Annotated in this window: 13 protein-coding genes; 2 read left to right on the top strand and 11 right to left on the bottom strand. The window is 64.1% G+C overall.

Features of this window, described 5'->3' with window-relative positions; translation table 11 throughout:
* Positions 1–177: 177 nt before the first annotated feature.
* Entirely contained in the window at positions 178–564 is a 387-nt protein-coding gene (locus ACWAT4_RS16085) for a hypothetical protein (protein WP_212425188.1), read from the bottom strand.
* Between the two features lie 102 nt (positions 565–666).
* A complete protein-coding gene (locus tag ACWAT4_RS16080; protein ID WP_212301744.1) occupies positions 667–975 on the bottom strand; it encodes a hypothetical protein in 309 nt (102 codons plus the stop codon).
* 94 nt (positions 976–1,069) lie between these two features.
* Here ACWAT4_RS16080 and ACWAT4_RS16075 point away from each other — a divergent pair, with 94 nt between their 5' ends.
* Entirely contained in the window at positions 1,070–1,300 is a 231-nt protein-coding gene (locus tag ACWAT4_RS16075; protein WP_212301745.1) for a hypothetical protein, read from the top strand.
* 185 nt (positions 1,301–1,485) lie between these two features.
* On the opposite strand, the gene ACWAT4_RS16070 is transcribed toward ACWAT4_RS16075, so the two are convergent.
* From ACWAT4_RS16070 to ACWAT4_RS16060, 3 genes are all read right to left on the bottom strand, one after another.
* Positions 1,486–3,180, bottom strand: a complete 1,695-nt coding sequence (locus ACWAT4_RS16070) for a PAS-domain containing protein (protein WP_449730901.1) — start codon at positions 3,178–3,180, stop codon at positions 1,486–1,488.
* A 105-nt stretch (positions 3,181–3,285) separates the two neighbouring features.
* Complete coding sequence (locus ACWAT4_RS16065) at positions 3,286–3,816, bottom strand: gamma carbonic anhydrase family protein (protein WP_212301748.1); 531 nt, start codon at positions 3,814–3,816, stop codon at positions 3,286–3,288.
* Between the two features lie 81 nt (positions 3,817–3,897).
* Positions 3,898–4,227 (bottom strand): DUF6949 family protein, encoded by a 330-nt coding sequence (locus ACWAT4_RS16060; protein WP_212301749.1) that lies wholly within the window; start codon positions 4,225–4,227, stop codon positions 3,898–3,900.
* A 221-nt stretch (positions 4,228–4,448) separates the two neighbouring features.
* Here ACWAT4_RS16060 and ACWAT4_RS16055 point away from each other — a divergent pair, with 221 nt between their 5' ends.
* Positions 4,449–5,168, top strand: coding sequence for a hypothetical protein (locus ACWAT4_RS16055; RefSeq protein ID WP_449730900.1), 720 nt, complete (start codon positions 4,449–4,451; stop codon positions 5,166–5,168).
* 157 nt (positions 5,169–5,325) lie between these two features.
* Here ACWAT4_RS16055 and ACWAT4_RS16050 read toward each other — a convergent pair whose 3' ends face one another.
* The 6 genes from ACWAT4_RS16050 to ACWAT4_RS16025 all read right to left on the bottom strand — a co-directional run bounded on the left by ACWAT4_RS16050 (position 5,326) and on the right by ACWAT4_RS16025 (position 12,063).
* Positions 5,326–6,489, bottom strand: a complete 1,164-nt coding sequence (locus ACWAT4_RS16050; RefSeq protein ID WP_449730899.1) for an aminotransferase class V-fold PLP-dependent enzyme — start codon at positions 6,487–6,489, stop codon at positions 5,326–5,328.
* 17 nt (positions 6,490–6,506) lie between these two features.
* Positions 6,507–7,808 carry a serine hydroxymethyltransferase gene (locus tag ACWAT4_RS16045; protein WP_449730898.1) on the bottom strand — a complete coding sequence of 434 codons (1,302 nt, stop codon included), beginning with the start codon at positions 7,806–7,808 and terminating at the stop codon, positions 6,507–6,509.
* Positions 7,809–7,872: 64 nt separating this feature from the next.
* Positions 7,873–8,667: an amino acid ABC transporter ATP-binding protein gene (locus ACWAT4_RS16040; protein ID WP_249154243.1), complete on the bottom strand. Its 795-nt coding sequence runs from the start codon at positions 8,665–8,667 to the stop codon at positions 7,873–7,875.
* Positions 8,664–9,797 carry an amino acid ABC transporter permease gene (locus tag ACWAT4_RS16035; RefSeq protein WP_449730897.1) on the bottom strand — a complete coding sequence of 378 codons (1,134 nt, stop codon included), beginning with the start codon at positions 9,795–9,797 and terminating at the stop codon, positions 8,664–8,666. The genes ACWAT4_RS16040 and ACWAT4_RS16035 overlap by 4 nt, the downstream gene beginning before the upstream one ends.
* Positions 9,794–10,987 carry an ABC transporter permease subunit gene (locus ACWAT4_RS16030; RefSeq protein WP_449730896.1) on the bottom strand — a complete coding sequence of 398 codons (1,194 nt, stop codon included), beginning with the start codon at positions 10,985–10,987 and terminating at the stop codon, positions 9,794–9,796. The genes ACWAT4_RS16035 and ACWAT4_RS16030 overlap by 4 nt, the downstream gene beginning before the upstream one ends.
* A 47-nt stretch (positions 10,988–11,034) precedes the next feature.
* The gene (locus tag ACWAT4_RS16025) at positions 11,035–12,063 is read right to left on the bottom strand and encodes a transporter substrate-binding domain-containing protein (RefSeq protein ID WP_212301755.1); all 1,029 of its coding nucleotides are present in this window, start codon (positions 12,061–12,063) and stop codon (positions 11,035–11,037) included.
* Between the last annotated feature and the right edge of the window lie 14 nt (positions 12,064–12,077).

Below are 12,077 nucleotides of genomic sequence, written 5' to 3'. Positions count from 1 at the left end.
ATGGATCACATTCGTCCGTGTGATTCCGCGCGATGTTCGCTCATACCGGATGGCGTGAGCCGATTTTAATGTCCGGGGCTGGCAAGGTCGTTGACGGTATACTGCGTCAACGGCCTTGTTTTTTAGGCTTGCGGTATTTAGGTGCCTCAGCAGCGCGCCTGGCCTAGAGACAAGCCCCTATTCACAGACCTGAGCACGGCGGACGCGCCAGCCCCATTTCGTCATCACGCGCTGCCGCACGAGATAGCACTGCGCGCCATACCCGCCATCGTCATAGCCGGAGCCGTAATAATAGGAGTCCCCGTAATAGGGATAGCCGTAGCCATACGCGCCGTAATAGCCGGCGCCCGCGATGCCAGCACCGATTGCGACACCCGGCCAGAAGCCGCCATGCCAGCCGTGGCCCCAGCCGCCATGGCCCCAGCCACCTCCGCCGTGGCCCCAACCGCCGCCACCCATGTGGCCACCTCCATGTCCGAAACCGCCTCCCGCCTGCGCTGCCTGAGGCGCTGCGAGACCGACCGCCGCGACAGCCAGTGCGGCCATGATCATCTTGCGTAACATCAACTCACCCTCTGCGCGAAAACGCTCCGCGCTTCAAACAGGCCCAAGCTAATGTCACTCGATCATTGATGATAGGCAGGGAGGCTCACTTCCGCGCGAGCATCAGCAGCCACGGCAGATGCTCTTCATCTTCTTGTCGAGCAACCGGTTCTCGGTATTCACGGTGGCATCGACGTTGCGATTCGTCCCCGAGGCTGCGCCGGTGGTGACACCGGGCGACGTGTTCGCGCCGGACGACTGCGCTGTGCCCAGACTGTTGGTGCCAGGCGGCGGCGCTGGCGCATTCGTCACGCCGCCGGCCGATCCGTTGGATCCGCCGGCGCCCTGCGCGAAAGATATTGCCGGCATCGCGGCAAGGCTGAAGATGACGATCAACGTCCTGATCGAAGCGCTTGCGGACAATCTGGTCATCGTGAATTCTCCTCGACCCGTCAACGGCCGCGGCAAAGACAGGTTCCGGAACAAATTCCGTCACATCGGCTTGAAGCAGGAGGCTGCCACGATCATGCGCAAACTGATCGCGTTCGACGAGGATACGTTCGACAAGCTGAAGCAATTGGGGCGCGACCGAATGGCGACGTTTCAGGAGCTTGCGGATGAAGCCTTCGCCGACCTCCTGAAGAAGCACGGCATTCCCATCGACCTCAGAGACGCCTTGCGCAAGAGCGCACGCCTCGACCGCAAGGAGGACAAGGCGACGCCGCGCTCCAGAACCAGAAAGGCAAGACCAAGATGACAGATCGCGATCCCTTCGCAGAGGGCGAGCGCGCAGCGCGCGAGAGCATCCCGGCCGGAGCAAATCCGTATCAAGACGGCAGTGACGAACACGCCCTGTGGGCAGCCGGCCACGAGAAAGTCGCAGGCACAATCGAAGCGCGCGAATCCGAGGGAAGCTGACGCGTCGATGCGGGCCGCCGGTCGCTACGCGGCAGCCACCAACTTCTCGGTCCGGTCCTCGACCATGGTCACGAACATGTGCGAGTCCTCGCCGGTGCCGCCGATCTGCACCCGACGAGCCGAGATCACGCGACGGCCACGCGCGGGATTGTCGATGGTATCGACGATCGGCTCCAGCTGCTGCTTCTGTGCGAGCAGTTGCTGGTCGCGCCGCTCGATCAATTCGGCCGCCTCGGCGGAGAACAATTCGCGCGCGGTCTTGCCGATGATCTCGCCGCGCGACATGCCGATCATCTTCTCGGCAGCCTTGTTGACGAACACGTAGCGCAGATTGCGCGCATCCTTGGCGATGATGCCTTCGGTCACATTCTCGATGATGGTAGCGAGAAAACGCTCCATCCGCTCGAGGATGCGCTCGCGCTGACGTTGCTCGGTGACGTCCTCCTGCACCGATACCCAGCCGCCGCCGTCCATCGGGCGCTCGTAGATCTTGATGGTGCGGCCGTCATTCAGGCTGATCTCGTAAGCCGTCGGCTCACGCTTGGCGATGCGTTCGAGAACCGCCCCGACATATTTCGTGACGTCGCCGCTGAACAATCCGCTCTTGACCCGGTGCCGAAGGATTTCCTCCAGCGTCGATCCGGCCTGGATCGCCTCGGGCAGGTTGTAGATCCGCCGGTAGTTGGCATTCATCGCAACCACATCGGCTTTGCCATCAAGCATGATCAGGCCCTGCGGCATGCTGTTGATCGCGGCCGAGAGCTGCCACTTCTTGGCCTGGTACTTGTCGTTGAACTTGTCGCGCTCGGTCATCGCCGCGTCGCGCGCTTGTGCGGTGCCGAGCTCGAGCTCCTCGAGCTCGAAGATGCGCGCCACGGCATCGCGGAAATTCTGGACGGCGCGTGCAAGATGCCCAATCTCGTCGTGGCGGCCCAGATGCGGCACCTCGCTCTTGACGTCGCCTTGCGCGATCCGATCGGTCGCCTGCGTGATCTCGGCCAGCGCGCCGACCACCGAGCCGCGCATGACGACGACGTTCAGCCCTGCCAGAAGGAGCGCCGCGAGCCCTAGCATGAACAGGTAGGCGGCGGCGTAGCGGTTCTCGTCGGCGAGCTGGTCGGCCTGGCGGGCGCGCTCCCCGTAGATGCGTTCGAGTGCCTCGAGATCGCTGTTGAGCTTGCTGCGCAGGGTTCGGTTGGCATCATTGTCGCCCCATTCGCGCCCTGCGGCGGGGCTGATCTCGAGCCCGCGCCGCACCAGCTCCTGACGGAACTCGATGAACTGCGCGATGCGCTGCCGGAAGGTGGAGAATAGTTCGGCGTCGTCGTCGCCGACGGTCCGCTCCATGGCTTTCACTGCGTCGGCGAGTTCGCGGTTGCGTCGTATCAGCCCGTCGGCGAACTGCTTCATCGCGCGGCGATCGGCGGACATGTAGATGCCGCGCGATTCCATCACGATTGCGTAGATCAGCGCATTGATGCGCCCAACGCCGATCGCGGCCTCTGCGGAGGTCGCGTACATGTGGCGATAGGTCGTCTGCAAACGCACGGTCTGGATCGACATCACGAGCAGGAAGGTGGTCACGATCGCGAGAAAGCCCGCGATGCTGTAGACCTTCTCCGCAACGCTCAGCGTGTCGGTGCCACGCGCGAAACGGACGAATTTCTTCAATAGTCTGGTTCCGGCGTCGAACGCGGATCCCGGTGCCGCAGCGTCCATCGCGCCGCTCCCCCTGGTTGAAAGCGCTCACACTATCTGTGGTTGCACTAGCGGAGGATTAAAATACCAGCAGGTATTGTTACGGTATGGAACCTGCGCGGGGCCTCAGCCGATCCGCTTCAGGCCTTTCTTGAAGCGGGGGCCATTGGCGACATAGAACTTCGCCGCACTCCCCATCCGCTGCACCTGGGCGTCGTCGAGCGTGCGGATCACGCGCGCGGGCGAGCCGATGATCAGCGAGCGCTCGGGAAACTCCTTGCCCTCGGTGATGACGGAGCCGGCGCCGACGATGCTGTTGCGGCCGATCTTCGCGCCGTTCATCACGATCGAGCCCATGCCGATCAGCGCGCCCTCCCCGATAGTGCAGCCGTGCAGGATGACGTTGTGGCCGACGGTGCAGTCCTTGCCGATCACAAGCGGGAAGCCGAGATCGGTATGGCAGGTCGAGCCATCCTGCACATTGGCGCCCTCGCCGATCTCGATCCACTCATTGTCGCCGCGCAGCACGGCGCCGAACCAGACGCTGGCGCCCGGCTTCAGGCGCACGCGGCCGATCACGGTCGCTGTCTCCGCGATGAAGTAATTGCCGTCCGAGGGAAGATCGGGCGCCTGCCCGTCGAGCTCGTAGATCGCCATGGAGGTCTCCTGTCACGCTGAGACTGGCATAGCGAAACGGGAGCGAGGTGGCAAAGGGCTGCGACGCAGCCCTGCAAGGCGTCAGCCCAGCACGCCGGTCGCGCGCAGCGTCATCAGGAAGAAAGTGCCGCTCATCATGCTCCAGAAGCCGGCGATGACGGTCGCCATCATCACGAACTCGAAGCGGCGGCTTTCCAGCCGCATGCCCCGCAGCGTGTTGCGCATGATGATGAAGGGCGCCGCAAACACCAGGAACGGCACCGCCGCGAAGGTCCGGGGAGCCACGCCCTCCTGCAACAGCCCGAAGCCGGCGGGCCTCTGCGACATGGCCTGATATCCATTTGCGAGCGCGCCCGCGAGCGCGAAGCCGATGCAGATCGCGAAGAAAGTATTGAGAGCTTCAGGTGTCATCGGAACAGTCCGCCCATACGCAACGCCGAGCCTTCCTGTGACAAATAGTGCCGGTTAACGCTACATTATCCTTAAGCGAAGGTTAACGCCGCTGCCCGGTGCGCGCAGAGCCCCCTCCCGTACCCAGCTGCCCGGAACTCTCCGCGAAATCGCCGCCGCGTGGCATATTCGCCGGTGATTCGTCGGCCATCGGCCGACCCAGGGCTCATTTGCGCGACGTCATGACGGTGTTTTCGGCAACCTCCCCTCGGTCTTCCCGGACAGGCGCAAAGACGCGCCGAGGTGCGCATCTCGTTCCGCTTGCGCTCACCGGCGTCTTTGCGGCGGGCGCGGTCGCGCTGGTTGCCTACCTGCTGTGGCCGACCTGGAGCACAGGCGGCGCTGATACGCCGGACAAGCTGCCGGTGAGCGTCGGCGGCACGCTGTTCAACCTGCCGATCCCGGCGATCCGGATGAAGATCCAGCGGCACTCCGGACCGCAGGAGCGCATCGATCTCGATTTCCTCTATCCCTCGCTGGAAGCCCCTAACGGGCCGCGGCACGTCACCGCTGACACCGTGGACACGGCGATGCAGCCGATCGACCGCATCTTCCTGTCGATCGCGGCACATCACGATGGGCTCGCGCCGGAGCAGCGCACGGCGACGATCTATCCGCGCTATCTCGAGCTGTCAGCGACGGCGCCGGACGACGGACTGACGATGCGCGCCTTCCGCAGCGACACGCCCTATGGCAGCGAGGATCTGTATTCCGCAAGCTCGCCCGCACTTACCGCGCGCTGCACGCGCGATGCGGCCACGCCCGGCATGTGCCTGTCCGAGCGCCGCGTCGGCGCCGCCGACCTCACCTTCCGCTTTCCGCGCAGCTGGCTGTCGCAATGGCGCGACGTCGCGGACGCCATGGACAGGCTGACGGCGCAGCTGCGCGGGCCGCACGGCTGAACCCGCCGCGGCAAAAAGTCGAAAACAACCCCATGCACAGTAGCCGACGCTCGGCTGCTGCGATTCGTCTTTACCGAATCTTGGCTTGACCCGTCGGGCAAAACAGGGGCAGGATGGCATCGTCGCATGATCCCGTCGGCCGCGCCCTGCCTGACGTTCAGGCGACCGCGCGAACCGGCAGATTGCCGCTCTCGGCAAGGACCCGTGCGAACCGGTCGACATCCTCGGCCGTATTGAACAGGCCAAAGGACACGCGGATGCCGTCGCGCTCGGGCGACACGCGCACCTGCCGGCTGGCCAGATAGTCCGCCCATTCGTCCGCCGGCAAATCCAGCACGTAGATGTGCGGTGAGCGATCGGCGCGGTCGCGCGGTCCGACGAGGCGGATACCGAGATCGTCGATGCGCTCGATCAGGCGGTCGCCAAGATCGTAGAGATGCGCCTCGATGGCAGGCAACCCGACGCTCTCGATCAGCGTCAGCGAGGCGTCCAGCGCGTGAATATCGGGCAAATTGAGATTGCCAATCTCAAATCGCCCGGCGCCGGCCTTCGGCATCATGTTGTCTGCACGCGCAATGTAGTCGCTTGGCGGATGCGCGAGGCTCGACATGGCGAGATAGGCCGGCTGCAGTTCGTCGAGACCCTGCCGGCAATAGAGGAGGCCGAGGCCCTGCGGCACCAGCAGCCCCTTGTGGCAGCCCGAACCGATCAGGCTTGCCCCGCTCGCTCCGGCATCGAGCGGGATGACACCGGTCGACTGCATCGCATCGATGACGAAATAGAGCTTCTTCTGCGCACAGAGCGCTCCAATGCTGTCGATGTCGAAACGATGCCCCGCGTGAAAGGTGACATGCGAGAGCGAGATCGCGCGCGTACGGGAATCGATATGCGGCGCGAACATTTCCGCGCGTGCCGTCTCGCCCGTCATCGGCACGAACCGCACCTCGATCCCCTTTCGTCGAAGATTGAGGAATGCATAGGCGTTGTTCGGGTGGTCGCCCTCGACGAGGAGCACATTGTCGCCCGCCACCAGCGGCAACGCGTTCGCGGCGATATTCATGCCCTCGGAGGTGTTCTTGGTGAAGGCGATCTCGTCCGGCGCGGCGTTCAGCAGCTTCGCCACCCGGGCACGAACCTGCTCGACACGCTCGAGCCAGACGGGTTTCGGGCCCGCCATCTCATGACCTTCCCGATAGAAGCCGAGCAGGGCTTCGCGAACGCTGGTCGCAAGGGGCGTCTGATGTGCAGAGTCGAGATAGAGCAAGCGCTCGGTCACAGGGAATTGGCTGCGGACCGCGGCGACGTCGTAATGGCGTTTCATGATGAATGGCTCTGGTATCAATCGACAAAGGACGGAACGGGGTGGGCGCTGGCCAGATCCTTCAGCCTGCGAAGCCGCGCCGGATCTACTGAAGCGGTCGGGCCTGCACGCAGGATTGCCGCGACATCGCGACCAAGCCCGGTGGCCTCGGCCGTATCGAGGCCACGGATCGTCAGCGCGATGCTGCCGAACCGGAACGCGGTCCGTGGTTCGCCGGCTTGCCCCGGCGCGCGCATCGCGTTGCCGACGATCCCGTAGGCACCGAGCCCCGCGACCAGTTCCGGCTGCGTCCAGCTTTCGCCGGTGTAGGCCATGATCATGTGCGAGTCCGTGCCACCGGTGTAGAGTTCGATGCCGCCCGCTTCGAGGCCAGCGCCGAACGCCTTGGCATTCGCGACGACGTCCCGCATGAGCTGCGCAAAGGCCGGACGAGTGATCATCTCCATCTGCACCGCACGCGCCGCGATCATGTTCGAGGCTGCCGGGCCCTGCAGACCGGGATAGACGGCGGCGTCGATGGCGGCGGCGAAGCGCTCCCTGGCGAAGACAAAGGCGCCGTTGCGCGGTCCGCAGAGAGTCTTCTGTGTCGACGTCGTGGACACGTCGGAGAAAGGAACGGGATTGGCATGAAGGCCGGCCGCGATCAGCCCAGCCACATGAGCGATGTCGGTGAAGAGCAGTGCGCCGACCTCGTCGGCAATGGCCTTCAATCCGGCGAAGTCGATCTCGCGCGGATACGACGACGGGCCTGCAAGCAGGACGTGCGGCTTCACCCTGCGCGCGAGGTCACGGGCCTGATCCAGATCGACCACGCCGCTGGGGGTGACGCCGAACGAGGCCACCTCGCGGTTCGCACCCGTGATGTGCCGCATGGCGCCGTGGCTGACATGGCCGCCGGCGAGCTCGTCGAAGGTGAGCAGGCGCGCGCCATCGGCCGGCAGGATCGCGCGCAGCACGGCCACGTTGGCGATGGTCGAAGAGAGCGCCTGCACGTTGACATATTCGGCGCCGAAAATCGCCTTCGCGCGATTGATGGCGAGGTTCTCGATCGCGTCGAGCTCTTCGCAATTGGCGACGCTGCGACGGCCGGGCAGGCCCATCGGGGCACGGTTGACGAGATGCGTTCCCTCGATCTGTCGCAGTCCGAGCGGCGCGTAGGACGCCGAAGCGATCATGTTGAGGGACGACGTCTCCCTCTTGCGATCCCGGTCGATCAGCGCGACGACATCGGCGCCGATCTGATGGGCATCGGCGCCAAAGAGAGTGGGCCAGTTGGCGTCAGCTAAATGGGCCTGAACGGCGCCGGTCGAAAATGACATGTGTGATCCTCTTGCCAGGTGATCGGAATGCGCTTGGTCCGCGCGTGGGGTGGTGCCGGCTCTGTCAGTGACGGAGCACGCGCGAGAGAAAGGTTTTGGTTCGTTCATGGGTCGGCCGGTCGAAGATCTCAGTCGGCGTGCCGATCTCCAGGATGCGTCCGTGATCGATGTAGACGACGCGGTCGGCGACCTCGCGGGCGAAGCCCATCTCGTGGGTCACGATCATCATCGTCATGCCTTCACGCGCGAGCTCGCGCATGACGTCGAGCACTTCGCCGACCATCTCAGGATCGAGCGCCGAGGTCGGCTCGTCGAACAGCATGATATGCGGCTCCATCGCGAGTGATCTCGCAATTGCAACGCGCTGCTGCTGACCGCCGGACAATTGCGCCGGAAGCTTGTGAGCATGATCGTGCAGCCCGACCCGATCGAGCAGACGCAACGCGCTCGCCCTCGCCTCGTCCGGCTTGCGGCCGCGAACGCGGATCGGCGCAATGGCGACATTGTCGATCGCGCTCATATGCGGAAACAGATTGAACTGCTGGAACACCATGCCGACGCCCTTGCGGATCCTGGCCAGCTCCTTCTCGCCGCCGATCGCGCGATCCGCTTCGGTCGGCATGTTGAAGCCGTCGACCGTCAGCCGCCCGCTCTGGTACATCTCCAGGCCGTTGACACAGCGGATCAAGGTCGACTTTCCGGAGCCGCTGGCGCCGATGATGACGACGACCTCGCCGCGACCGACGTCGAGATCAACGTCCTTCAGGACATGAAACGCGCCAAAGGACTTGTTGAGGCGGCCGATGCTGACGATGACATCGCGCGACGTTGCGGCTGTCGGAATCTGGATGGCGTTCATCGTGATCCCCTTGCGAGATGGGCTTCTAATCGGCGCGAGGCGTAGGTGATCGCCCCGCCGATGGCGAGATAGACGGCGAACAGGAAGACGTAGATTTCGTAGGTCCGGCCGCTGTTCTGGGGATCGGCGAGGATCATCTGTCCGGCGCGCAGGAAATCGGTCAGGCCGATGATGAAGACCAAAGTCGCGCCGTTGAAGATGTCGAGGATCTGTCCGACCAGCGAGGGAACGACAACCCGCAGCGCCTGCGGCAAGACGATATCAACGTTGAGCGTCCAGCTGCTCATCGCGAGCGATTTCGCCGCCTCGATCTGGCCTTTCGGAACCGCCTGAAGTCCGCTGCGGACATATTCGGCGACATAAGCCGCGAAGAAGAGCGCAAAACCGGCCATGCCGCGCAGCAGACCCGGAACGGACGTATCCGGCGCCAGCAGCGGCACGATGATCCAAATCCAGTAAACGACGAGGATCAACGGCACCGACCGCATCGTCTCGATATAGGCGGTCGAGATCACGCGCAGGCTGGTGATGCGGCTTTGCCGGCCAAGCGCGAGCAGGATGCCGAACGGCAGGGTCAGGATCGAGACCGCGATCGTCAGGACGACGCTGAGCAGCAGACCACCCCAGACCTCGAAGCCCGGCGGCGAGAGCACGACGAAGATGGCGACCACGCCCGCGAGGAGTCCTGACAGCACGATGCGCTGGTCCACAGCCGAACGCTGGGTGCCGATCCAGGCGGCCATGCCGAGCGCAGCGCAGGCCGCGGTGAGCATGCCGGAATGCACGTCGATCGCGGCTGCCAACGCCGCCGCGATCAGGATCGCGACCGACGCGACGGCCGTCAGCGCCGCGCGGCCCGGGCGCAGCGAAAGGCCGAGGCCCGCGCCGAACATCGCGCAGAGCGTCGCAACGGAGAACCATGCCCGCCACAACTGGCCGGCCGGATAGATGCCGGTCATCAGCACCTTGAAGCTGCCGCCGACGACCTGCCAATGCGCCTCGATCAGCGCCCAGTGCGCAAAGGCATAGACCGCCCAGGCCAGCATCGGGATGACGACGAGCGAAAGTGCTGTATCGAACGGCTTGGCGAACAGATTGCGGTGGACCCACCGCAGCGCGACCGTGGTCATCGCCCCCTCCGTCCATTGACGCGTGCATTGATGCCGTTCACGCAGGCGCTGATGATCCAGCTTAGTGCGAGGTACGTCAGCATCACGATCACGACGCCTTCGAGGTTTCGCCCGGTCTGGTTCGAGACGGTGCCGTAGACGTTGAACAGATCCGGAAAGCCGATGGCGATCCCGAGCGAGGTGTCCTTGGTCAGGCTGATGTAGCGGTTGGCGAGCGACGGCAGGACGATCCGGAAGACTTGGGGAAGGATGATGTCGCGCAGCGTATGGGAACGCGACAATCCGAGCGAGGCCGAGGCCTCCCATTGTCCCTTCGGCAGGGACTCGATCGCGCCGCGGACGATCTCGGCGACATAGGCGGAGCTGTTGACGACGATCGCAAGGAGCAGTGCCGTCATCTCCGGTGAAATGGCAAAGCCTCCGCGCGCGCCGAACCGGGTCGCGACCGGAAGGTCAAGGCCAAGCGGAAAACCGATGAAGGCGGCTGCCATCAGGGCCGAGATCGCCGCTGCCAAGAGGATCAACCGGAGTCGCAATCCACGCAGAACCAGGCAGGCGACGACCAGTGCAACGGCAGCGACGAGCAATCCCCATGACGCAGCGCCGGCACGCCCGGAGATCGCAAGGCCGGGAAAGAACACACCCGAACGACTGGCAAGCAGGCCGCCGAACCAGTTCGATGCGGCATTGGCGGGAGGAAACCGCAGGACCACGGCGAAATACCAGAACACGATCTGGATCAGCAGCGGCGTGTTGCGGATGGCTTCGACCAGACCAAAGCAGAGGTTGCGCACCAGCCAGTTGGTCGAGAGCCGGCCGATGCCGACCAGCGTGCCGAACATGGTGCAGAGAACGATCGCCGAAAGCGCGACCTTCAGCGAATTCCACAGGCCCGCCAGCAGGGCCTGCAGATTTGTGTGAGCGGGAGAGAAAGGCTCCAGGTCCGGCCAGTGGCCCACGAACGAAGGCACGACCCCTTCACTGAGGCTGAAATTCGCGACGTTGCCGAGATAGCCGAACGAGAACTGGATGCCCTTGCGAGCCAGTGCCTCGCGGACGGCGAGGCCGAGCCAAATGACGAGCCCTGCCACCACGAGAACGATCGCAGCCTGAAACAACCATTTGGACGCAATCAGCAGGCCGCGACGCGCGGGCGGGATGCTGTGATATTCGGCGATCTCTGTGCTCACGACGCCCTCCCGAGATCGAGGCGAGCCGTTAGGTTCGCCCCATGTGCTCAGTTCCACGGAGGCGAGTACTCGGCACCGCCCTTGGTCCACATGGCATTGGGCGTGCCGGCACGATCGATGAAGTATGGCGTCTTGGGTCCGAGATTGCGATCATAGATCTCGCCGTAATTGCCGACCGACTTGATCATGCTGGCGACGAAATCGTCAGCGACGCCGAAATCCTTGCCGAAACCGTCTTTCACGCCGAGGAATTTCTGCACGAAGGCGCTCTCGTCCTTCATCCTGTCGGACAGATTGGCTGTCGTGATGTCCCATTCTTCCGCCTGGAACAGCGCGAAGGTCGCCCAGCGCAGGAGATTGCGCCATTTGGAATCGTTGGCGATCACGAAGCCGGCGAACGGCGACTTGTTCAGCGTCTCGGGCAGAATCGTGTAATCGTCCGGCTTTCCGGAGTTGCCGCGCCACGCCGCGAGCGCGGATTTGTCCGTCGACATCGCGTTGCAGCGGTCGCTCTGGAGCGCACCAAACAGCTTCTCGAGATTCTCGAAGGTGAGCACCTTGGTGGTCTTGAAGCCGCGCTGGCGAACGAAGGCGGCGAGCGTGGCTTCGGTGCCGGAGCCCTGCGTCGTGCAGATCGTCGCGCCGTCCAGCTCCGCGACGGATTTCACACCGGACGCAGCTTTCACCATCATGCCGGTGCCGTCGTAGAAATTGATCGGCAGGAAATCGATGCCGATCGCCGACTCGCGCACCGGCTTGATGGTCGTATGAGCAAAGACGACATCGGCCTGCCCGGTCTGCAGGGCGTTGAAGCGGCTCTTGTCGGTGACGATGACGAAGTTGACCTTGCTGGCGTCGCCGAGAACGGCAGCGGCCATGGCGCGGCAGAAATCGGCATCCAACCCTTCGATCTTGCCGGTCTTGGTGTTGAGATAGCCGAAGCCCGGCGCCGTGTTGTCGGTGCCGCAGTTGAGGATGCCGCGCTGCTTGACGTTGTCGAGAACGGAGGCGGAAGCACCGCTCGCCCACAGCGATGCTGCGGCAAGCGCAGCGACCAGAAATTTGAAACGAGCCATTCGAAACCCCTCTG

It is taken from the genome of Bradyrhizobium sp. T-1 (assembly GCF_053592855.1).
The sequence above is the reverse complement of the archived record's forward strand: the minus strand, read 5'-3'. Positions and strand labels throughout refer to the sequence as shown.